Genomic DNA, 20556 nt, shown 5'->3' with positions numbered 1-20556 from the left:
CAGCATCGGAGCCCTTGTCCGCCGATGGGGCTTCGGCGCCATTGTGTCCGAGCCACATCATGGATGTCGATTTTCAGCTCACTGTCGTTCCGGCCGGGCGTTCGACCGCCGATCTCACATTGAAAGACCGGTTCGGCCGGCAGATCGGCCATCGCAGGATCGACTTCGATCGCGAGCCTCTTCGCTTCCATCTCGACCGGCTGTTCGATACGAGAGTCTGGCTCGCCCGCCATTGCGACAACAGGCAGGAGCAGGCGCAAAGGCTCGCCGAGATCAGGTAGACGCTCAGATTATCGTGTGATTGGGCGCGCTCGCTCGGATCGGGCAAAATGTCGCGCAAAGCCGAGGCGCGACGTTGCTGCGCGATGGCCTGTCCGATGTCGTCGATGCCGCCGTAAAGGTTCGCGAGCGAGCCCAGGACCGTAGCCCGTCGGCCAGGATCGTCCGCAAAAATATCAAGGCATGTTTCGAGCTCGGCTTTCGCCTCGTCATAGCGTTTCAGCTTCGAAAGCACATTGGCGCGATTCTGCCGATCGACGGCGATGTCCCGAGGCGTCCGTCCTGCTGATCGTTTGCGACAAGACTCGCTTCGATATATTCGAGCGCGGACTCCCATTGCTCTAGGGTCTGTAGACATTTAGGCGATTGCGTGCAATGCGGCGGAGAGTTGGACAAAAGCAGCAAAGCTGGCGTCGGTTTTATCGTAGCGGGTTGCGATGCGCCGCCACTCCTTCAGGCGTTGGATGCAGTTCTCGACCAGATGGCGCCATTTGTACATTTCGGCGTCATGCGGGATAAGCTGTTTGCGATCAGCTTTGGAAGGGATGACGGCGAGAGCGCCTTGCTGCTTCAATCGCAGACGCAGGGCGTTGTTATCGAAGGCTTTGTCGGCAATGAGCGCGGCAACGTCGACATCCTCGATCAAGGGCGCAACGCCGACGCTGTCATGGCGCTGCCCCGGTAACAGGATGAAGCGCGCCAGATAGCCCAAAGCATCGACCAAAAGGACGATTTTCGTCGTCAGCCCGCCGCGCGAGCGGCCGATGGCCTGACTTTGAGTCCCCCTTTTGCGCCGGTTCCGTGCCGGTGAACTTTGATGATTGTGCCGTCGATCATCGCATATTCAAAATCAGGATCGCCCGAGAGCGCCATAAAAATCTGATCGAAGACATCCTTCAACGCCCAGCGGCGGAAGCGTTTCCACACCGAGGACCACTTGCCGAAACAATCGGGCAAATCACGCCAGGGTGAACCGGTACGGGCGATCCACAACACCCCCTCCAAGAACAGACGATTGTCTTCGCCGCTACGGCCCGGATCGCCTGCCTTGCCAGGAAGCAGCGGCGCTATCGTTTCCCATTGCTCATCCTTCAATGCCAAGCGAATCAAGGCTAACCTCCATTTTTCAGCCTTGAATCAAAATTTCAGCCTTGCGGGAATCCCCTTCCTACTCGAATGTCTACAGACCTTAGAGCCAAATGCGCTTGGCGAGCGATATCGAGTGTCGATCGGCATCCAAAATTGACCCCCGATCGGCGTTCAAAATTGACCCCCATTTTCGTAGGGCGGAACGCGAGCGCTCGCCCCGGCGGAGCTGGCGGGATAACGCAGCCGGGGCGAGTGCGTTCCAGGTGGCGATATGATCGGGAGCGTCAGGCGCGGTTCTTGAAGCGCCAGCTTTCATTGCCGGTTTCGGCGATGTCGCAATGGTGAGTGAGGGGATCGAGCAGCGCGCTGGTCATTTTCGCGTCGCCGAACACGCTCGGCCATTCGCCAAAGGCGAGATTGGTGGTGACGATGATCGAGGTTCGTTCGTAGAGCCGGCTGATCAGATGGAAGAGCAATTGTCCGCCCGATTGCGCGAAGGGCAGATAGCCGAGCTCGTCGAGAATGATGAAGTCCATTTTGGTGAGATATTCCGCAAAGCGTCCCTGACGGCCTCCTCGCGCTTCGGTCTCGAGCCTGGTGACGAGCTCGACGGTGTTGAAGAATCGGCCGCGTTTTCCAGCACGGATGCAATTTCTGGCGATCGCTATCGAAAGATGAGTCTTCCCCGTGCCGGTTCCGCCGACGAGAACGCAATTACGTTGTTGGTCGAGAAAGCCGCCGTTCGAGAGATCGCGCACCAGCGCTTCATTGATCGGCGTCCCGTCGAACCGGAAGTCGGCGATGTCCTTCGCCAGCGGCAGCTTGGCGATCGTCATCTGATATTTGATCGTCATCTGATATTTGATGGAGCGCGCATGCTTTTCGTCGATTTCCGCCTCGAGAAGATCGCCGACGATGCGCGGCGGCTCATGCTGCCTCTTTATGCCGCTCGACATCACTTCGTCATAGGCGTTCCTCATTCCGAAGAGCTCGAGCTCTCCCATGAGATCGAAGAGCTTGGCGCGTTCCATCAGGCTGTTCTCCTCAATTGATCATAGCGGGCGCAGTCGGCGAGCGGCATGTGCAGCAGCGTCAACGACTCGGGCGTCGGGATCGTCGGCGGAGGCGGCGGCTCGCGCCGGCGGGCGAGAATGTCGAGAATGACGTCGGCGGAATGAACGCCTTGGCTCATCGCCTCGGCGCAGGCGGCCTCCACGGCGGTCAATCCGTCGTCGACGACGGCGGCCAGAATCTCGACCATCTGGCGATCGCCATCGTCGCTGCCGGCGAGCTTGCGCCGCACGCGCTCGATCGCTCCCGGCAACACCCAATCCTTGAACGGCGCGCCGTTCCGCAGCGCGCCGGGCTTGCGCGCGAGAACCGGCACATAATGCCAGGGATCGAATATCGTCGCGCCGCGCCCAAAAGCCCGAGCATGTTCGGCGACCACCCGCCCTTTTTGGCGGAAGACGATGCGGTCGGCGTAGGCGTGGATCTCGACCGGGGCGCCGACGGCGCTCGCATTGACCGAGTATTTATTGTTGTCGAAGCGCACGAGACAGATCTTCGACACCGACGCCGTCAACTCGTGGAATCCGTCGAACCGCCCGCGCGGCGGGACGAGCTTCGGGCGCTCTTCCTCGAATGCCTCCCAGATTGTCTTGTCCGCGATCTCCGGATGCGGATGCGCCTTGGCGTAGGCGACGCATTTATCGAGAAGCCATGCGTTCATATCGTCATAGGTCTTGAACCGCAGGCGCGGCGTGAAGAACCGTTCCCGCGCCAGGCCGACCTGATTTTCGACCTGGCCTTTCTCCCAGCCGGACGCCGGCGTGCAGGCGACCGGCTCGACGAGATGGTGGCTGCACATTTGCGCGAAGCGACGATTGAATTTGCGCTCCTTGGCGGCGGTTCGCCGCCGGCGAGCCGAGCGAGCCTCGTGCCATTTTGCCGGTGACGATCGCGGCGCCGCCCGCCATGGCGCTCTCGTCGGCGTCCGAGACTACGGTCGAATAGAGATCACGCTTTCCATGGGCAAGAGAATCGTGGTCAGCGCCGACGTCGATACGTCGGCCTTGGCGCGCATGATCAAGGCGTTGCGGCGATGATCCCGGTCTCCGTGGACGCGCGGGTCTGGCTCGTCACTGGCCATACCGACATGCGCAAGGGCTATGCGAGCCTGGCGCTGATCGCTCAGGAGACGCTGCGCCGCAATCCCAATGGCGGGTTATGAGTCCGGACCCTACCATTACAGTTGTGTATTTCGACGATTTCTGACTCACTGGGTCGCCATGATTCGGTTCGGGGATCATGGGATGTCGGGAGCTTCGATCGAGACGACCCTTGAGTTGTGGGCGTCGTCGCTGCGTGACGTGAAACGTTGGATGCGTCCGTTGTTCACGCAAGACCGCGTGGCGCGATCGGCGGAGGATTTCCTCGACGGTCTGCTCGGCGAAGAGCGGCGCAAGACAGGTTGGATGCGGGCGGAAGCAGCCGGCGATCCGGGGCCATGGCGTCAACAGGCCATTCTGGGCCGCGGACGTTGGGATGCGGATGCGTTGCGCGACATCGTGCGCGACTATGCGCTGGAGACGTTGGCCGACGACGATGCGGTTCTCGTCATCGACGAGACCGGCTTTCTGAAACAAGGCAAAGCGTCCTGCGGCGTCTCGCGGCAATACACGGGCTCGGCAGGAAAGGTCACGAACTGCCAGATCGGCGTGTTCACTTGCTATGTTTCGGGTCGCGGCCATGCCTTCATCGACCGCGAGCTCTATCTGCCGAAGAGCTGGACGGACGACAAAACGCGCATGGCGAAAGCGCATGTTCCGCAGGAATTGATCAATCGCGCCAATGGCGGCTTCGCGACCAAGCCGGCGTTGGCGCTCGCCATGATCGAGCGCGCGATCGCGGCGAATGTTCCGTTCTCCTTCGTCACCGCCGACACGGTCTATGGCGTCGTCGACATAGAGATGGCGCTGCGGCGAGCTGGCAAAGGCTATGTGCTGTGTGAAGTCCAACGACACGTTCTACTCCTGGGGCAAGCCGAACGCCGTCGCGGGCACGGCGAAAGAAATCGCCGACCGCTTGCCGCTGTCCGCTTGGAAGCGTCTTTCGGCCGGCGCTGGAACGAAAGGCGAGCGGCTGCATGATTGGGCCTATCTCGAGCTTGCCGATCTCGCCGGCGGCGAATACGACGAGGCGCTCGACGGCCAGGTCTGGACGCGCGGACTGCTGATCCGTCGCAAGATCGTCGACGGCGATCTCGCCTTCTTCACGACATGGGCTCCGAGTGGAACGACGATCGAAGCGCTGGCGAAAATCGAAGGCCATCGTTGGGCGATCGAGGACAGTTTCGAAACCGCCAAAAACGAGCTGGGCCTCGATCACAACGAAACGCGTTCATGGCACGGATGGCGACGTCATGTCTCGCTCGTCATGCTGGCCTTCGCCATGATGGCGACGATCCGCGTTCACGCCAATGCATCGGCTGCGTCGCCCCCAAAAAAGATCCGGCGCGCAGTGACGACAAAAACCGCGCGGCCTCGATCGACGGCGAACTGATCCGTTGGTCGATGCAGGAAATCCGACGCATCGCCACGCGCCTCGCACGAAAACGAATTCGTCCCGAGTTCGTCATAGCATGGTCGTTATGGCGACGAGCACATCAAGCCGAAGCAAGGCGTGCTCATCTCAAAAAGCAACTGTAATGCTAGTTCAAGCGCGCAAGATATTTGCTCAAAATTCGGCTACTTTTGCTTATTTTATTTCGGGAAAGCCGAGATCGGCGGCTTCGCGCTCGAATTCCGTCAGACGTTCGTAGGCGTCGACATCGGGCGTGGAAAGGCCAGCGAGCTCCAATGCTGCGCGTATGTCGGCTGTCTGTGGATCGTCCATAATCTCATGCAATGTCTCGGCAATAGCTGCCGCATCGGATTCGCTCGTGTTCACCGCAGTCACATATGGTAATGACGGGCTGGATACGGTCTCGTCGAGAATCCGGTATCGTTCGGAGTCGACGGGGCGGAACTTCTTGAAAAATCCCCAGGTCACACTGTCGATCGAGCAGATGTCGATGCTGCTCTCGTCGAGGCGTTCGAGACTCGCGACATGTCCACCGGTCATGAACACGGAGGAAAAGAAGGGTTTTCCGCCAGCAATCCGCGCGAGCGACAGTCGCGGCAAGTTCATTCCGGAGTTCGACATTGAGCTGTTGCACCCGAATATCCGCCCGCGCATATCTTCCAGGCATTCGGCGGGATCATCGCTTCTGACCATGAAGAAGGCGCGATGAGTGGATCCCACGCATCCAGGGGTCGAATAATGCGGCGTTCCGAGAACGCGTCCTTTGTCGCGGTAATGCTTGAACAGCGGATAGCCGCACATCTGGGTAAAGAATACCCCCGGCCCGATGCCCTCCGGAGCTGCACATCCGCTATACAACTCGATGTCGGCGGTTTCGACGCCCTTGGCGCAAAGGCCGAGCTGCAGGGCCGTCCAGAGGGCGGCATTAGCGGCGGCCATCTCGGGAAGACAGTACATCGGCAGGCTGGCTGTCCGCCGCAACGAACCTGCTGCATCACGTCGCATGCGTACCCAACGTGATGCGCGGTTGCTTTGCAAAACCGGGTTCGAGCACAGCCGCATCAGACAACGAATTCTTGCTGGCGAGGCCGGGCGGATGAATCGGGATGAAATTCGGCGTGGTGAGCCATCGCCGTGCGATCTCACCATAACCTCGAAACACAAAGCCGCCGTTGTGCGCCTGAATGCGCTCACGATGCCGGCGCCAGACACGAGGTAATTTCCACCATGATAACGTCGGAAACAGATGGTGAACGGCGTGGAGGTTGTTCCATAGAAACAGAAGACCGAACACCCAGTTCGATTCGACCACTGCAGTCCGTTCGCTCGGCCGCTCGCCCCAGCGGTGCTCGGTGAAGCTGCGCATCATGCCGAAAACAAAACCACTATAGATGAATTCTACGAGGTACGACAAAACGGACATCTCGAATACTCGCGTCACGAGCAGCAGCATCAAGGCTAAGCCGATGCAGTGGCGAAACCATATGCCGGCATTTGCAGTGTCGCCGGCGATTATTTTGCCGACTTCCGCAATGAAAAGGCGCGGCATTTGCAGGAAAGGACCGATAAACAGCCTTCCCGAGAATGTCTGGTTGACTGTGAGAAGCCACCTCCACAGATCGCCATGCTCTTTCCAGTCCTCTTCCTTGTTATAGAAAGATTCTGGATCCTCCCCTGGATAGGTGATATGGCGGTTGCGGTGGTGCTGCGAATGCGACCTCCGATAGAGTTCGAAAGGATACCACACCCCGATCGGCGCCCAGACGAGCGCGCGACGCAGCCACTTCGGTATTCCCCGCATGCCGTGAATCGCCTCGTGCTGCAAAGAGGAATGCCATTGCACGACGTAGCCCGCCAGCGGAGCCGTGATCCACCAAGGAACGTAATCATGAGAAGCGAGCAGCAATAGCCAGCCGGCATAAATCGCCGCCGCAACCAGGAGCGTCGGCCCTTCATGCCGCTCGAACCACGAGTTGGAAGCCGTATCTCCGGCAATGGCGAGCATCAGGCCTTGCGCCGCTCCCACCGAGCCGACTCCGGATTTGTCAGCGCCAATTTCGCCTTCATGGCCTGGAATGAAGTGCGAATCTGTCAAGCACATGTCTCCCCTGTCATGGCGATGTGACCCGCAGGCCATTTCGCTGTAGCGATGAGCCAGTGGTGAGGTTTTGCAGAAAGCCTGCTTCCCGGATTGCTCGCGCGGCGCTGTCAGCCTGCTCCTGGAGCGCGCCGCTCTCGATACGGCGCATCAGGATTTTAATAGCAAATCGATGGACTTTGTCATTTTAATGATTGGGCGCAAATTGGCGATCCAGCGCGTCTGTTAATTTGGCACGGCGAAAGCATTGCTATGGTTCGCGAGCGCGGTCCTTTGACTTGTCTCATCAAGGATCGGTCGATTTTATCGACGGCTTCGTCGAGCTTGCGCAATTGATAGAGCCCGCGGGGCCAACGCCTCGCAGATGCTCCGTGGGATCGACTCATCGCAGACTTCGATCCGTTTGGCTAATTCCCGCGCAGCCTTATGCCCCTGCGCCGCGATCACGCTTTGCAGCTCGCGCGTATCCTCGATCAGCACCATACGATCGGACGTATGTGCGATCTCGGCGAGCAGCGCCTTGGCGAGCGTCGTCTTGCCGGTCGATGCCGCCCACGATGAGTATGTTCTTGCGATCTGCGACGAATACGCCTGCAAAATCTGGAAAACCGAGCCCGATCGCTTCAAAAATGATCCGACCCAGCTCACTCCGGAACTATACAGCTGGCCTCGTTTCTTTTTGTAACAATTCCGATGTGACGCTCGAAACGTTGACACGCGCGCACCCCTAAGAGGATTAACTAAGTGTTTCCAGCATATGTCTGGAATGTTTCCAACATAGCCGGGGGTCTGCGCTATGAATATGAAAAGGCGATCGTCTTTCGAGGAGACACGCACTCCTCACGTCGGAATGACGGTCGGCGGTGGCGCCTCGGCCACGGTCATGACGCTTGCCGCCGCTCTCGCATCCTGCGAAGTGGAGACGGCATGGGCGCAGTCCGAAACCGAGCCCTTGCCGGCCGTGAGGGTCGACGCGCCGGACGAGAAGAAGCGTTCGGCCAGACACGCGACGCGCCCGGTCGCCGTCGCGACGCCGCGTGTCGTCCGCCGGGCTCCTTCCGCGCGTCGACGCGCCGCCGCGCCGGTCGCGGCGCCCACCCCCGCCATCTCCGTGGGCGCGGAGGGCGAATCCTCCGATGCGCCGCCGGCCTTCGGCGCCGCCGCGCCCTATACGGCGAAGCGGGTCGAGTCGCCCAAATTCGTCGAGCCCTTGCTTGACACGCCGCAGTCCGTCACCGTCGTCCCGCAGGCGATCATGCGCGAGACGGGGGCGCGCACGCTCACCGACGTGCTGCGCAACACGCCGGGCATCACCTTCGATTCCGGCGAGAACGGCTTCTCCACCACGACGAACGCCTTCAAGCTGCGCGGCTTCAGCACCACTAGCGACGTGTTCATCGACAATTCGCGCGACAACGGCAATTACTCGCGCGACGTGTTCAATCTGGAGCGCGTCGAGGTCTTCAAGGGACCGGCGGCCGACAACGGCCGCGGCAGCGCCGGCGGCTACGTCAATCTCGTGACGAAGACGCCGATACTGGCGAACTTCGTCTCGGGCGAGGCCTGGTTCGGTTTCGATGAATATAATTCCGAATCGCGCAGGCGCGGCTCGGTGGACGCCAATTATGTAGTGGCGCCCGGCGCCGCCATCCGCCTCAACGCCATGGTGGAGAACAGCGGCGTGCCGGGTCGCGAGGTCGCGCTGGCGCGGCCCTGGGGCATAGCGCCCTCGATCACCTATGGTCTCGGAACGGATTTCAGGATCACATTCGGCTATGAGCACCAGGAGAGGCGCGATCTGCCCGACTGGGGCATTCCGGCGGCCTCCGCGTCCCGAATGTTCCGCACGGACCCGGTCGCCCTCGGCGCGCCGCGCGACAAATTCTACGGCCTCGCGCGGGACTACGACAATGTCGACGCCAACTCCGCCGTGGCGCGCATCGAATATGACATTGCGCCGCATATCACGGTCGGCAACCAGACCCGTTGGGCGCAGGTCCATCGTTTCGCGAGCTACACCGTGCCGACGGCCTATACGGCCGCCACGGGCCTGGTGACGACGCAGAACCAAGCCTATGACCGCACCAACACGACGCTGACCAATCTCACAAATCTGCGCGCCGAGTTTCACACCGGCGATATCGAGCACAAGGTCTCGGCCGGCGTCGAATACACTTACGAGCACTCCGGCGCCGATCGTTTCACGACAACGAGCGCGTTCACCAGCGTGTTCCACCCCGATCCGCACCGCCTGCAAGACCTTCCGACCGCGACCAGCAGCAACGGCATCGAGATCGAGACGATCGCAGGCTACGCCTATGATTCGATCCGTCTCGACCCGCAGTGGATGATCGTCGGCGGAATTCGCGTCGAAGATTATCGCTTCCGAGTCGAGAGCAAGGGGCTGAACGGCGCGCCCATCGGCAGTCTCGACAATTTCCGATCGTCGGCGACGACCGTCGGCGGCAAGGTCGGCGTCGTCTTCAAGCCCGTCGAGGAGGCGAGCCTCTACGCTGCGGTCAGCTTCTCGAATCGTCCGCCGGGCGCGACGCTGCTCTCCAATCCGGACATATCGCGCGACGGCGACGACGCGCTGCCCGGCCTCGTGGCCGGCGCCGATCCGGTTCGCATCGCGAACTACGAGCTCGGCGCAAAATGGGATTTGTTCGACAAGCGCCTGTCGGCGACGGCGGCTCTGTTCTACACGACGCAGCGCGTCCCGATCACGGGATGTTTCGGCGGTCCGCCGCCGGCCGGCTGTCTCGCGGGGCAGTCGATCGATCTCAAAGGATATGGGGAGCAGATCGCGCGCGGCCTCGAGCTCGGACTCGCCGGCAATGTGACCGACGACTGGAAGGTTTTCGGCGGCTTCCTGCTGATGGAGACCGAGCGGTCCCACAGCCTCTTCCTCGATCTCGCGCGCATGGCGGCGCAGCCGGGCGACTATCCGGTCGGCTTCCGTAACGGAACGAACGGCAATCAGCTCGCGTTCACGCCCAACGTCTCCGGCAACCTTTGGACGACCTATCACATCCCCGATACGATCTTCACAGTCGGCGGCGGCGTTCAATATGTCGGTTCTTCCTGGGCGGGTCGGCCGGACGAGGCCATCCGCATCATTCCAAACGGCGTGTTCGGCAAGCTGCCCGATTACGTCGTCTTCAATCTGATGACCTCCGCCGAGGTCTATAAGGACGTCTATCTCAACCTCAATGTCGACAATGTCGGCGACAGGAAGCACGTCATCGCGACGAACTGGGCCGCGCAACGCGCCATTCTCGGCACGTCGCGCGCTTTCCGCCTGAGCATGAACTTCCGCTTTTGAGCCGATCGGCGGCGGGCGACCTGTCCCGCCGCCGCGCCGTTTGCGCGACCCGCATTCTGTCGTAGAACTATCTCGTCGAGGCGGAACGAGGGCCGATCGGAGACAGGCGGCGATGATGGTGGCGATTCCCGACGTGCTCTCGGCGGCCGAAGCGCGCCGCTGCCGGCGAAAGCTGGAGCAGGCGCGTTGGGCCGAGGGACGCCGCACCGCCGGCGCGCTCGCCTCGCGCGTCAAGCGCAACGAACAGCTCGCCGACGACGATCCGCTCGCCGCAGAGCTCGGCTCGCTTCTGCTCGAGCGTCTCGCCGCCGCGAGCCGCTTCGTCGCCGCCGCGCTTCCGGCGAAGCTCGTGCCGCCGCGCTTCAACCGCTACGCCGACGAGGGCTTTTACGGCGATCATGTCGACAGCGCCGTGTTCGGCGTGCCCGACACGCCCATCCGCATTCGCGGCGATCTGTCGGCCACGTTGTTTCTCAGCGATCCCGAGGACTATGACGGAGGGGAACTGACGGTGCAGGGCGAGTTCGCGCCGCATCGCGTCAAGCTGCCGGCCGGCCATATGATCCTCTACTCCTCCGGCGCCGTCCATCATGTCGCGCCGGTCACTCGCGGCGTGCGTTTCGCAGCCTTCTTCTGGATTCAGAGCCTCGTGCGCGAGGACCGACGCCGCGTGATGCTGCTCGAGCTCGATGACACGATCCAGTCGCTGGCGGGTCGAGATCCGGATCATCCTGCGGCGACCCGCCTCACGGCGCTCTATCACAATCTGCTGCGCGAGTGGGCGGACACTTGATCATGAAGGCCCCTCTCGCCAAGCTGGATCAGATTCCGCCGACCGTCGCCAGCGTCGCGGATTACGAGCCGCTCGCGCGCGAGAGAGTGACCGAGCCGGTCTGGGCCTATATCGCCGGCGGCGCGGCGGATGAAACGACGCTGCAGGAGAATTGCGCGGCCTTCCGACGCCTGTCGCTGCGCACGCGAATCCTGCAGGATCTGAGCGGCGGCGACACGCGGCTCGAGATGTTCGGTGCGACTTTCGCCTTTCCGATCCTTCTCGCGCCCGTCGCCTATCAGACGATGGTCCATCCCGAAGGCGAACGAGCGGCCGCGCTCGCCGCCTCGGCGATGGGGACGGGAATGGTGGTGAGCGCCCAAGCGGGAACGCCGCTCGAAGACATCGCGCGCGGCGCCGCCGCGCCTTTATGGTTTCAGCTCTACATCCAGCCCGACAGAGATTTCACCCATGCGCTGGCGCGGCGCGCGGAAGCGGCGGGATACAAGGCGTTGGTCGTGACGGCGGACGCGCCGGTCAGCGGGCTGCGCAACCGCGAACAGCGCGCGGGCTTCTCGCTGCCTTCGGGCGTCGAGGCCGTCAATCTGCGGGGCATGAAGCCGGCGCCGGCGCAGGCGGGCGCGCCAGGCCAGCCGGTTCTGTTCGGCGGGCCCTTGCTCGCCGCGGCGCCCACGTGGCGGGACATCGAGCGGCTCCGCGCGGCGACGACGTTGCCGATGCTCTTGAAGGGCGTCATGACGGCGGAGGACGCGCACCGCGCCGTGGAGGTCGGCATGGATGGCGTCATCGTCTCCAACCATGGCGGCCGCACGCTCGACGCACAGCCGGCCACCATCGAGGTCCTGCCCGAGATCGCCGGGGCGGTCGGCCGGCGCGTGATCCTGCTGCTCGACGGCGGCATACGCCGCGGATCCGACGCGTTCAAGGCGCTGGCGCTCGGCGCCGACGCGGTGCTGATCGGGCGCCCTTATGTTTATGGGCTCGCGGCGGCCGGAGCGATCGGCGTCTCGCATGTCCTGCATATTCTGCGCGCCGAGCTCGAAATGACGATGGCGCTGACCGGTTGCCCACATCTCGCGGCCATTTCTGTCGCATCCCTTCGGCGCTGACAGCGCCGACAGCGGGTGAGCGCTTGCCCGACGGACAGCTGCACGCAGCGGCCATGGCCCCGAGGCGAAAGGCTTCGCATCTTTCGCGCATTTCCTGCGCGCCAGACCGACGCCGCGCTCTGGCCGAAGGACGCGGAAGCCCTAGGCGCGCATGGCGGAATCGCCTCCTTCATACCATCCGCGCGAGCGGCGCACGATATGGACGACAGAGAGCATGACAGGAACCTCGACGAGCACGCCGACGACCGTCGCCAGCGCCGCGCCGGACCCGAAGCCGAACAGGGCTATCGCCGTCGCGACCGCGAGCTCGAAAAAATTGCTCGCGCCGATCAGCGCCGAAGGCCCGGCGACACACCATTCGACGCCGAGCGCCCGGTTCAGCAGATAGGCGAAGCCGGCGTTGAAATAGACCTGAACCAGGATCGGAGCGGCGAGCAGAGCGATGACGAGCGGCTGGGCGACGATCTCTTCTCCTTGCAAGCCGAACAGAATGACGAGCGTCAGCAGCAATGCGGCGAGCGACAGCGGCCCGAGCTTTCGAAGCGCTTCTTGCAGCGCGGGCGCGCCGCCGCGCGCGAGCAGAGCCCGCCGCCATAATTGCGCGGCGGTCGCCGGCGCGGCGATGTAGAGGACGACCGACAATGTCAACGTGCTCCAGGGCGCCGTGATGGAGGAGAGGCCGAGCAGAAGCGCGACGATGGGCGCAAAGGCGACGAGCATGATCGTGTCATTGAGCGCGACTTGCGACAGAGTGAAATGTGGCTCGCCCTCGACGAGATTCGACCAGACGAACACCATCGCCGTGCAAGGCGCCGCCGCCAGCAGGATCAGTCCGGCGATATAGGCGTCGATCTGATCGGCAGGCAGAAAGGGCCTGAACAGATGCGCGATGAACAGCCAGCCGAGCAGGGCCATGGAGAAGGGTTTCACCAGCCAGTTGATCCCGACGGTCACTGCGATCCCGCGCCAATGTTCCTTCACTCGGCCGAGCGCCGCCGGATCGATCTTCAGCAGCATGGGCACGATCATCAGCCAGACCAGCGCGGCGACCGGCAGATTGACCTGCGCGACCGTCGTCGCGCCGATGAGATGGAAGGCGCCGGGCATGAGCTGGCCGAGCATGACGCCCGCCACGATGCAGAGCGCGACCCACAGAGTGAGCCAGCGCTCGAACAGCCCCATCGCCGGGGCGGGCGGCGCGAGTGTTTCGGAAGTCGTCGCTTCACTCATCGCTAATCCGCCTTTTGCATGGTCGCGCCTTCGCCCTCGCCGATTTCGCGCAGGCGATTTGTCAAAGTGAGCCGGTCGAGGCTCCCGATCGGCAGCGCGGTGAATTGGATGATGCGATTGCGCAGATAGCGGAAGGCGAGATTGAAGGCGCGCTCCTTTTCGATGTCGCTTCCTTCGACGGCTGCGGGATCCTCGATGCCCCAATTCGCAGTCGTCGGCTGCCCCGGCCAATAAGGGCAGGCCTCGCCCGCCGCATTGTCGCAGACGGTGAAGACGAAATCCATTTTCGGCGCCTCCGCGCCGACGAATTCGTCCCAGCTCTTCGACCGCAGGCCGTCGGTCGGATAGCCGAAGGCTTCGAGCGTTCTGATCGCGAAGGGATCGACGACGCCCTTGGGGCGACTCCCGGCGGAGAAGGCGACAAAACGCCCCCGGTCTTCCTTGCGCAATATGCTTTCGGCGAGGATGGAGCGGGCGGTGTTTCCGGTGCAGAGAAACAGCACATTATAGACGCGCTCGTTCATCGGAAAGGCTCCTCACGATCCGCAGCGGGATGCGTTTTCGTCAGCGAAGGTTTCGACGGACAGCGGCCCCGCGCCGAGATCGCGAAACTCACGCGCGGATCGTCGAGCCGTTTCGCATAGTCGGCCTTGGAGACGCTCGGCGTCATCCCGAACAGCGCGCTGTAGAAGCGTGCGGATCGATCGGGGTCTTCAACGGACAGGTGCGCGCGCAGGCGTTTCATTGCGTTCCTCTGGCTGACAGGTCGAAGGCGAAGAGCCGCAGGCGGCGGCGTCGCCGCGGCAGCAATTCTCGGTCAGATAGGCGAGCAGAGCGTTCATGACCGGATAGGCGGCCGAATAGATCAGCGAGCGGCCCTCGCGCCGGAAGGTCACGAGACCGGCGTGCTTCAATTGGCTCAGATGGAAAGACAGAGTAGCGGGCGGGAGCGAAAGCCGCTCGCCGATTTGTCCCGCAGGCAAGCCGCTCGGCCCCGCCTGCATGAGCAGACGGAAGATATCGAGGCGGGTTTCATGCGCGAGGGCGGTGAGCGCCGCGATGGCTCCGTTCTTTTCCATATTTCCATTATAATTGAAATGACAATGCGGTCAACGGGCTCGCGAGCGCGACTTGTGCGATGGTCGATTTCCGGTTCGCACCGAGGATCGGATTTCGTAGGCCCTATTTTCGGCTGGCCCCCTTCCTCCGCATCTTTCCCAGAAGCGAGTTTTTTCGACTCCCTCCGCCTTCGTGAAAACGGCGGCGGCGGTTTTCCTGCACCCACGTCCGCCGTCCGCCCCCTTCCGAGCGCCTTGTCGAGCAGCCGCCGGGCCGGCTATCGCGCTCCGCGCCGAAAATTCGGATGACATGACGGGCCGAGAGATGCTCGAAGTTCGGCAGGCGTGCGGTCGCCCGGGATACGCCCGCGCGGCAGAAAATCACATTATCCTCGTCGCGTGCGACGTGGCTCGATATCGGTCCGGCGGCTGTCGTAGCCGGGCGAAACGCGTGGAAACACCGGCAACGTCGGCCCGGCGAAGATGGGCGGCGCCGACGCGCACGCCGATTTCATACTCGCGCTGATCTCGGCGATCTGCGGGCGCTGGTTCGAGGCGACGGCTCCGTGATCGGCCGAGCAGATTTCGATGATGTGTGCGCCGGGCGCGGCAATGTTCGAGCCTGCGGCATGTCTATTTCAGAGTTTTTGATACCGTGATAGCGTGGTTCCATGAAACTGACCAGCTTCACCGATTTCGGGCTGCGCGCGCTGATCCTCCTGGCGGATCGGAAAGGGGAGATCTTGAGCGCCGCTGCGATCGCCGATCATTTCCATGTCTCCCGTCACCATATGGCCAAGGTGCTGCAGGAGCTGGCCGCCGGCGGCTATGTCGAGGGAATCCGCGGCGCCCAGGGCGGCGTGCGGCTGACGCGAGATCCCCGCGAGATCCGCATCGGCGACGTCGTGCGCTGCCTCGACCGGGACGAGGCGCTCGTCGATTGCTTTAAAGAGGGATGGAACGACTGCGCTCTTTTGCCGCGCTGCCGCCTGAAGGGCATGTTGGCCGGCGCAAAGCAGGGATTCCTGCGCGAGCTCGATCGCTTCACGATCAGCGATTGTCTTGAAACGAAAAGCCCTCTGCCCGCTTCGGAGGCGGTCGACTGAGCGCCGCCGCGCGCGCTTTTTCGAAAGGCCCGGCCCTCTCCATTTTTTTTGCGCATAATCAGTATTTCTGATACCTAATTTAGCGCGGCGCACCAGCTGCGCCGCAGATCATTGCAACGAAGAGGGGACGCGCAGATGTTCTGTTATCAATGCGAGCAGACCTATCGTTCGGATGAAGGCGCGGGCTGCGCCGGTCCGAAGGGCATGTGCGGCAAGGACGCCACGACCTCCGATCTGCAGGACATCCTGCTGCACATATGCGAGGGGATCGGCCAATATCTGCATCGCGCGCGCGCTCTCGGCGCGACGGATGTCGAAGCGAACCGCTTCATTCTCTACGCCTTCTTCACCACGCTGACCAATGTCAACTTCAACGCCGGCAAGTTCGTCGAACTCATCCGGCAGGCCGCGAGACTCCGCGACCGCGCGAGGACGCTCTATGAAGAAGCCGCGCTGGCGGCGGCGAAGTGTCCCGAGACTTTGACAGGACCTGCGACTTTCGTTCCCGCCGAGGACCTGAACGGCCTGCTCGCCCAGGCCGGGGAGGCCGCGATCAGAAAAGACGCCGCCGCTCTCGGCGAGGACGTCGTGGGGGTGCGCTCGCTCGTTCTCTACGGGCTCAAGGGCGCCTGCGCCTATGCGCATCACGCGGAAGTGCTCGGAGAGGAGCGCGACGCCGTCTACGAGGCCGTCGAACGCGCGCTCGATCTTCTCGCCGGCGAACCCGAAGACATCGGCCTACTACTCGATGAGGCGCTGGCGCTCGGCCGCGCCAATTTCACGGCCATGGAGGCGCTCGACGCCGCCAACACCGGCAATTTCGGAACGCCCGAGCCGACGCAGGTGCGGACAACGCCGAGGAGAGGCAAGGCGATACTCGTGTCGGGCCACGATTTGAAGGATCTCGCCGCGATCCTGGAGGCGACCAAGGACAAGGGGATCGACGTCTACACCCACGGCGAGCTGCTGCCGGCGCATTCCTATCCCAGGCTCAAGGCCTATCCGCATCTCGCCGGCAATTACGGCGGCGCCTGGCAGGATCAGCAGAAGGAATTCGCCGAGTTCCCCGGCCCGATCGTCATGACCTCCAACTGTCTGATCGAGCCGCAGCCGCGCTACCGCGGCCGCATCTTCACCAGCGGCCCCGTGGGCTGGCCGGGCGTTCGCCACATCGCCGACGGCGATTTCTCGATCGTCGCGCAGGCGGCGCTGGCCTTGCCGGGCTTCGCGGAAGATGCGGCGGAACAGACGATCACCGTCGGCTTCGGCCGCGACGCGGTGCTCGGCGCCGCGGACAAGATCATCGAGGCGGTGAAGGCCGGCGCCATCCGGCACTTCTTCCTGATCGGCGGCTGCGATGGAGCGGCGCCGGGCCGCAATTATTACGCCGACTTCGCCGAACATGCGCCGAAGGACACGGTGCTGCTGACGCTCGGATGCGGCAAGTATCGTTTCAACAAGCATGACTTCGGGACGATCGGCGGCCTGCCCCGTCTTCTCGACATGGGCCAGTGCAACGACGCCTATTCGGCGCTCGTCGTCGCGACAAAACTCGCGGAGGCCTTCGGCGTCGGCGTCAATGAGCTTCCGCTGTCGCTGATCGTCTCCTGGTTCGAGCAGAAGGCCGCCGCCGTGCTGCTGACCCTGCTCGCGCTCGGCGTGCGCAATGTGCGTCTCGGCCCGACATTGCCGGCCTTTCTGACGCCGGCGCTCGTCGATGTGCTCGTCGAGAAATTCGGCGTCCTGCCGATCGGCGACGCCGAGGCCGACATCGAAGCTTCGCTCGCCCGCGCCGCCTGACATCATAGAACGCAAGCCGCCCGGACGCCCTTTTGCGCCCGGGCGACGCCGCGCCGAAATGGAATCCGCTCATGTTCAAGATCAATCTCGTCACGCGCGACGGCGCGTCGATCGCCTTCGACGCCGACTCTTCCGACACGCTTCTCGATGCGGCGGCAAAATCGAATATCTTCCTGCCCGCGGCCTGCCGCGAAGGAGGCTGCGGAACGTGCCGGGTGACGCGCAAGACGGGGATCGTGACGCTCGAGCCCTACAGCCAATCGGCCCTCACCGACGCCGACCGCGCCGCCGGAGACATTCTTCTCTGCCGCGCCAAAGCCTACAGCGATCTCGAACTGTCCGCGCCTTTCGACAAGAGCGCCATCGGCTTTTTGGCGATTCCGAAGCGCAAGGCGCGCATTGCGGAAATCTCGCCGGCCGGCGCCGGGGCCGTGCGGCTCGTTCTGCGATATGAAGACGATCCCGCGCATGGGCGCGCGGCAGAGTTCACGCCGGGGCAGTTCATGGAGCTCACGCTTCCCGGAACGCCGATCACGCGCGCCTATTCGCTCGCCAACACGCCCAATTGGGACGGAATGCTGGAATTCCTGATCCGTCTGCATCCGCAAGGGGCTTTTTCCGCTTATCTCGAGGATCGGGCGAAAGCCGGCGATCTCCTGCTCGTCAAAGGGCCGCAGGGCAGCTTCGCCGCGGACGAGGCGAGCCAGGCGCCGCGCTGGTTCGTCGCCGGCGGCACGGGCGTCGCGCCCATATTGTCGATGTTGCGGCAAATGGCGGAGTTCGGCGACGCCCGCGAGGCCCGCCTGTTCTTCGGCGTCAACAGGCAGGAGGAGCTGTTCGCGATCGCCTCGATCGAAGAATTGAAGAAGACTCTTCCGCGCCTCGATGCGACGATTTGCGTCTGGAAGGCGCATCCGGGATGGACCGATTTTGCCGGAACGCCGGCCGAAGCTCTCGCCGCGGCGCTCGCGGACGGCTCTGCGCGCCCTGATATTTATGTCTGCGGGCCGCCGGCGCTGATCGACGCGACGGAGGCCGTCGGTCTGCGCGCCGGTGTTCCTCGCGACCGCATTTTCAGCGAGCGGTTCTCACCTGCGGCTCACGGAGCGATATAGTCCGATGGACGACGTCGTCATCGCTCGCGCTCTGCACATCCTCGCCGTCGTGATCTGGATCGGCGGCGTCTCGATGGCCACGACGGTCGTGCTTCCCGCGGTCCGGCGCGGCGGATTGGGAGAGGACCGGCTTCGAGCTTTCCATGCGATCGAGGCGCGCTTCGTCTGAAGACCAAAGAACTCCAGCGACTGATTATCTCCTGCTCGTGCGAATCGATACGAATGTCGTGGACCATTGAGGCAAATCAGCCCTGCATGGAGACCAATGTCGGCGTAATGGCCTTTCGTCCCGGGCCGTTCGGCAAGGCCGCCTCTGTGCTCGTCGCCTATGCGGAGACGCTCGGCCGAGCCAATGGGCAGACGATCGCCGATCCGCTCAAGCTGATCGTTCCGATGCTCCAACGCGTCATAGCGACCGACCGCGGCTTTTCCAAAACGCGATCTCAGTCCAAAAAGCTCGTCCCGGCGCAGCGGAAACGGAGAGATCCTGATAGCGATCCCGGAGCAGATCGAGAAAGGGCGCCGAGGTCGGATTGCTGTTTCCATCCCGCCAATAGGCCGTGAAATGCAGCCGGGTCGGCCCACTGCCGTCATGCAGCTCACGATAGACGACTCCCGCATAAGAAGCCCCCGTCGCGCCTTCGAGCACGGGCGATACGCCATAGCCTGCGCCGACGAGGCTCAACAACCGATCGAAGCCGGCATCCTGATAGGAGACTCGTGGACCGGCGCTCGGGATTCTCGCTCTCAGAAGCTGTTCGAGCTCCGGATCGACGCCGTATGCGTTCGTCCGACAGCTACGGCCAGCGAAGCACCGGATGCGCGCTCAATGAATGCTGTTACGTAAGAGCGACAATGGTGTTCTACCGAGATCGATCAGCGAAGCCGGACTCGAACCGATGGTAGCCCCAAGAGCCGCGATTAGCAGACAAAGCAAGCAGCGTGTCGATGTCGTCATCATCGAGAATGTATTGGTAGACCTCTTCATAGGTTTGACGTACGTCAGTGCGCATACGGTTTCCGATATCCGGATGGAAGACCTCCGCGAACCACTGATCGAGCAAATTGTCGAAGACCGGAACGACATAAAGCGGAAAATCGGGAACGCGATAGATTTTCCTGGATCGAACGGCGCGCAGCAACCTCCACTGAGGCGACATTAGATAGTCACTGGGAGCAAGTGACCCGGTGGAGCCCAGGAGGAGAATCACATCAGGATCGAAGAGCGCGGCTTGCTCCAACGACAGAGGCGCCGCAAGGGCGCCTTGGCGGGCGACATTCGTCGCGCCGACGCGCTCCAGCCGTTCATTGAGATAATGCTTCGGGCCGCCTATCCAGATGCTGTTCATGTCGGACATCACAATCATCACCCTTACGCGCTCACGAGCAGTATGAATATTGGCGTCGATCGAAACCGTTCCCTGACGATAACGCCCTATAAGGGCTTCCGCTCTCGCTGAACATTCGCAGAGTTCCGCCAATTTACGCCAGAGTGCGAGATGGCTCACCGTCAAGGGATAGGAGGTCTCGAATGCAACGAATTCGAACGACGCTCCTTTTTCGAGGAGCTCACGATGTGCCGACCACCCGAAGACGGCATCCGGGGAAAGGCGCAGGATTTCCTCAAAATTGGGAAGGGAATTGCCGCCGATCGATGCAAGCTTCTTGTAGTCGGGGAAAATACGATCGAGATACGCCGTGGTCATTCCCCTTTGAGCGACTTCGCTCGCGCCGATGACAGCATGGAGGTCTTGCGTGAGTGTCACGAATGACGGCATGATCTGCGCAGAAAAGACGATGCGCAGCGGCGCCTGCGCGAAACCATGCGGCCGTCCGAGCATGTCGATTACACGAAAAGGAGCCGGTGATGGGTTTCTTCGCTTCGTTTCAGGTCGACAAAGCGCAAGCGCCAGGATCAGCCCGCAGCACAGCAGGAAACCCATGACGACGGCATGCGTTCGCACAGCGT

19 protein-coding genes and 5 pseudogenes are annotated in these 20556 nt (G+C 62.6%); 12 read left to right on the top strand and 12 right to left on the bottom strand.

Annotation, left to right across the window (positions count from 1 at the left end):
* The first annotated feature begins 59 nt into the window (after nucleotides 1-59).
* Nucleotides 60-281 (top strand): hypothetical protein, encoded by a 222-nt coding sequence (locus tag AC6IW9_RS10890; protein ID WP_497772592.1) that lies wholly within the window; start codon nucleotides 60-62, stop codon nucleotides 279-281.
* Nucleotides 282-394: 113 nt separating this feature from the next.
* Here the strand turns inward: AC6IW9_RS10890 and AC6IW9_RS10885 are convergent.
* The 4 genes and pseudogenes from AC6IW9_RS10885 to AC6IW9_RS10870 all read right to left on the bottom strand — a co-directional run.
* A pseudogene (locus tag AC6IW9_RS10885) lies at nucleotides 395-616 on the bottom strand (hypothetical protein); the annotation flags it as partial.
* A gap of 21 nt (nucleotides 617-637) precedes the next feature.
* Nucleotides 638-1374: pseudogene (locus AC6IW9_RS10880) on the bottom strand (IS5 family transposase).
* 278 nt (nucleotides 1375-1652) lie between these two features.
* Nucleotides 1653-2399, bottom strand: a complete 747-nt coding sequence (gene istB, locus AC6IW9_RS10875; RefSeq protein ID WP_497763790.1) for an IS21-like element helper ATPase IstB — start codon at nucleotides 2397-2399, stop codon at nucleotides 1653-1655.
* Nucleotides 2332-3271 (bottom strand): annotated as a pseudogene (locus AC6IW9_RS10870) (Mu transposase domain-containing protein); the annotation flags it as partial. The pseudogene AC6IW9_RS10870 and the gene istB, both read right to left, overlap by 68 nt.
* A gap of 201 nt (nucleotides 3272-3472) precedes the next feature.
* Here AC6IW9_RS10870 and tnpB point away from each other — a divergent pair.
* From tnpB to AC6IW9_RS10855, 3 genes are all read left to right on the top strand, one after another.
* Complete coding sequence (tnpB, locus tag AC6IW9_RS10865; RefSeq protein ID WP_497763788.1) at nucleotides 3473-3601, top strand: IS66 family insertion sequence element accessory protein TnpB; 129 nt, start codon at nucleotides 3473-3475, stop codon at nucleotides 3599-3601.
* Between the two features lie 82 nt (nucleotides 3602-3683).
* Nucleotides 3684-4520 carry an IS701 family transposase gene (locus AC6IW9_RS10860; RefSeq protein ID WP_497763787.1) on the top strand — a complete coding sequence of 279 codons (837 nt, stop codon included), beginning with the start codon at nucleotides 3684-3686 and terminating at the stop codon, nucleotides 4518-4520.
* A complete protein-coding gene (locus AC6IW9_RS10855; protein WP_497763786.1) occupies nucleotides 4456-4932 on the top strand; it encodes a transposase family protein in 477 nt (158 codons plus the stop codon). Before AC6IW9_RS10860 ends, AC6IW9_RS10855 begins: the two co-directional genes overlap by 65 nt.
* A 195-nt stretch (nucleotides 4933-5127) precedes the next feature.
* Here the strand turns inward: AC6IW9_RS10855 and AC6IW9_RS10850 are convergent, their stop codons facing one another.
* The 3 genes and pseudogenes from AC6IW9_RS10850 to AC6IW9_RS10840 all read right to left on the bottom strand — a co-directional run.
* Nucleotides 5128-5958, bottom strand: a complete 831-nt coding sequence (locus tag AC6IW9_RS10850) for a phosphate/phosphite/phosphonate ABC transporter substrate-binding protein (protein WP_497763785.1) — start codon at nucleotides 5956-5958, stop codon at nucleotides 5128-5130.
* On the bottom strand, nucleotides 5948-7054 hold the full coding sequence (locus AC6IW9_RS10845) for a fatty acid desaturase (RefSeq protein WP_497763784.1): 1107 nt from the start codon (nucleotides 7052-7054) through the stop codon (nucleotides 5948-5950). Before AC6IW9_RS10845 ends, AC6IW9_RS10850 begins: the two co-directional genes overlap by 11 nt.
* Nucleotides 7055-7501: 447 nt before the next feature.
* Nucleotides 7502-7634 (bottom strand): annotated as a pseudogene (locus AC6IW9_RS10840) (type IV secretion system DNA-binding domain-containing protein); the annotation flags it as partial.
* A 300-nt stretch (nucleotides 7635-7934) separates the two neighbouring features.
* Here AC6IW9_RS10840 and AC6IW9_RS10835 point away from each other — a divergent pair.
* The 3 genes from AC6IW9_RS10835 to AC6IW9_RS10825 all read left to right on the top strand — a co-directional run bounded on the left by AC6IW9_RS10835 (nucleotide 7935) and on the right by AC6IW9_RS10825 (nucleotide 12278).
* Complete coding sequence (locus tag AC6IW9_RS10835; RefSeq protein ID WP_497763783.1) at nucleotides 7935-10376, top strand: TonB-dependent receptor; 2442 nt, start codon at nucleotides 7935-7937, stop codon at nucleotides 10374-10376.
* A gap of 112 nt (nucleotides 10377-10488) precedes the next feature.
* Nucleotides 10489-11169, top strand: a complete 681-nt coding sequence (locus AC6IW9_RS10830) for a Fe2+-dependent dioxygenase (protein ID WP_497763782.1) — start codon at nucleotides 10489-10491, stop codon at nucleotides 11167-11169.
* A 2-nt stretch (nucleotides 11170-11171) separates the two neighbouring features.
* Nucleotides 11172-12278, top strand: a complete 1107-nt coding sequence (locus tag AC6IW9_RS10825) for an alpha-hydroxy acid oxidase (protein WP_497763781.1) — start codon at nucleotides 11172-11174, stop codon at nucleotides 12276-12278.
* 141 nt (nucleotides 12279-12419) lie between these two features.
* On the opposite strand, the gene arsB is transcribed toward AC6IW9_RS10825, so the two are convergent.
* From arsB to AC6IW9_RS10810, 3 genes are all read right to left on the bottom strand, one after another.
* Nucleotides 12420-13460, bottom strand: coding sequence for an ACR3 family arsenite efflux transporter (arsB, locus tag AC6IW9_RS10820; protein ID WP_497772494.1), 1041 nt, complete (start codon nucleotides 13458-13460; stop codon nucleotides 12420-12422).
* A gap of 50 nt (nucleotides 13461-13510) precedes the next feature.
* Nucleotides 13511-14032 carry an arsenate reductase ArsC gene (locus tag AC6IW9_RS10815; protein ID WP_497763780.1) on the bottom strand — a complete coding sequence of 174 codons (522 nt, stop codon included), beginning with the start codon at nucleotides 14030-14032 and terminating at the stop codon, nucleotides 13511-13513.
* Nucleotides 14033-14221: 189 nt separating this feature from the next.
* Nucleotides 14222-14587, bottom strand: coding sequence for an ArsR/SmtB family transcription factor (locus AC6IW9_RS10810; protein WP_497763777.1), 366 nt, complete (start codon nucleotides 14585-14587; stop codon nucleotides 14222-14224).
* 650 nt (nucleotides 14588-15237) lie between these two features.
* On the opposite strand from AC6IW9_RS10810, the gene AC6IW9_RS10805 reads away from it, so the two are divergent.
* The 5 genes and pseudogenes from AC6IW9_RS10805 to AC6IW9_RS10785 form a co-directional block, all read left to right on the top strand.
* Nucleotides 15238-15672, top strand: a complete 435-nt coding sequence (locus AC6IW9_RS10805; protein WP_497763776.1) for an Rrf2 family transcriptional regulator — start codon at nucleotides 15238-15240, stop codon at nucleotides 15670-15672.
* Nucleotides 15673-15807: 135 nt separating this feature from the next.
* Nucleotides 15808-17472 carry a hydroxylamine reductase gene (gene hcp, locus AC6IW9_RS10800; protein ID WP_497763775.1) on the top strand — a complete coding sequence of 555 codons (1665 nt, stop codon included), beginning with the start codon at nucleotides 15808-15810 and terminating at the stop codon, nucleotides 17470-17472.
* Between the two features lie 71 nt (nucleotides 17473-17543).
* Nucleotides 17544-18587, top strand: a complete 1044-nt coding sequence (locus tag AC6IW9_RS10795) for a 2Fe-2S iron-sulfur cluster-binding protein (RefSeq protein WP_497763773.1) — start codon at nucleotides 17544-17546, stop codon at nucleotides 18585-18587.
* A gap of 4 nt (nucleotides 18588-18591) precedes the next feature.
* A complete protein-coding gene (locus AC6IW9_RS10790; RefSeq protein WP_497772591.1) occupies nucleotides 18592-18756 on the top strand; it encodes a hypothetical protein in 165 nt (54 codons plus the stop codon).
* Between the two features lie 107 nt (nucleotides 18757-18863).
* Nucleotides 18864-19028, top strand: a pseudogene (locus tag AC6IW9_RS10785) (DUF2274 domain-containing protein); the annotation flags it as partial.
* Here the strand turns inward: AC6IW9_RS10785 and AC6IW9_RS10780 are convergent.
* Nucleotides 18994-19272, bottom strand: a complete 279-nt coding sequence (locus AC6IW9_RS10780; protein WP_497772590.1) for a hypothetical protein — start codon at nucleotides 19270-19272, stop codon at nucleotides 18994-18996. The pseudogene AC6IW9_RS10785 and the gene AC6IW9_RS10780 overlap by 35 nt on opposite strands.
* 178 nt (nucleotides 19273-19450) lie before the next feature.
* Nucleotides 19451-20530, bottom strand: a complete 1080-nt coding sequence (locus AC6IW9_RS10775; protein ID WP_497763772.1) for an ABC transporter substrate-binding protein — start codon at nucleotides 20528-20530, stop codon at nucleotides 19451-19453.
* Between the last annotated feature and the right edge of the window lie 26 nt (nucleotides 20531-20556).

This window comes from Methylosinus sp. shoA, assembly GCF_059718125.1.
The sequence above is the reverse complement of the archived record's forward strand: the minus strand, read 5'-3'. Positions and strand labels throughout refer to the sequence as shown.

Bases quoted from the DNA above. Each gene is read 5' to 3' on its own strand.
- AC6IW9_RS10890 (WP_497772592.1), top strand. From the start codon at position 60: ATGGATGTCGATTTTCAGCTCACTGTCGTTCCGGCCGGGCGTTCGACC.
- istB (WP_497763790.1), bottom strand. From the start codon at position 2,399: ATGGAACGCGCCAAGCTCTTCGATCTCATGGGAGAGCTCGAGCTCTTC.
- tnpB (WP_497763788.1), top strand. From the start codon at position 3,473: ATGATCCCGGTCTCCGTGGACGCGCGGGTCTGGCTCGTCACTGGCCAT.
- AC6IW9_RS10860 (WP_497763787.1), top strand. From the start codon at position 3,684: ATGTCGGGAGCTTCGATCGAGACGACCCTTGAGTTGTGGGCGTCGTCG.
- AC6IW9_RS10850 (WP_497763785.1), bottom strand. From the start codon at position 5,958: ATGCGACGTGATGCAGCAGGTTCGTTGCGGCGGACAGCCAGCCTGCCG.
- AC6IW9_RS10845 (WP_497763784.1), bottom strand. From the start codon at position 7,054: ATGTGCTTGACAGATTCGCACTTCATTCCAGGCCATGAAGGCGAAATT.
- AC6IW9_RS10835 (WP_497763783.1), top strand. From the start codon at position 7,935: ATGACGCTTGCCGCCGCTCTCGCATCCTGCGAAGTGGAGACGGCATGG.
- AC6IW9_RS10830 (WP_497763782.1), top strand. From the start codon at position 10,489: ATGATGGTGGCGATTCCCGACGTGCTCTCGGCGGCCGAAGCGCGCCGC.
- AC6IW9_RS10825 (WP_497763781.1), top strand. From the start codon at position 11,172: ATGAAGGCCCCTCTCGCCAAGCTGGATCAGATTCCGCCGACCGTCGCC.
- arsB (WP_497772494.1), bottom strand. From the start codon at position 13,460: ATGGGGCTGTTCGAGCGCTGGCTCACTCTGTGGGTCGCGCTCTGCATC.
- AC6IW9_RS10815 (WP_497763780.1), bottom strand. From the start codon at position 14,032: ATGAACGAGCGCGTCTATAATGTGCTGTTTCTCTGCACCGGAAACACC.
- AC6IW9_RS10810 (WP_497763777.1), bottom strand. From the start codon at position 14,587: ATGGAAAAGAACGGAGCCATCGCGGCGCTCACCGCCCTCGCGCATGAA.
- AC6IW9_RS10805 (WP_497763776.1), top strand. From the start codon at position 15,238: ATGAAACTGACCAGCTTCACCGATTTCGGGCTGCGCGCGCTGATCCTC.
- hcp (WP_497763775.1), top strand. From the start codon at position 15,808: ATGTTCTGTTATCAATGCGAGCAGACCTATCGTTCGGATGAAGGCGCG.
- AC6IW9_RS10795 (WP_497763773.1), top strand. From the start codon at position 17,544: ATGTTCAAGATCAATCTCGTCACGCGCGACGGCGCGTCGATCGCCTTC.
- AC6IW9_RS10790 (WP_497772591.1), top strand. From the start codon at position 18,592: ATGGACGACGTCGTCATCGCTCGCGCTCTGCACATCCTCGCCGTCGTG.
- AC6IW9_RS10775 (WP_497763772.1), bottom strand. From the start codon at position 20,530: ATGGGTTTCCTGCTGTGCTGCGGGCTGATCCTGGCGCTTGCGCTTTGT.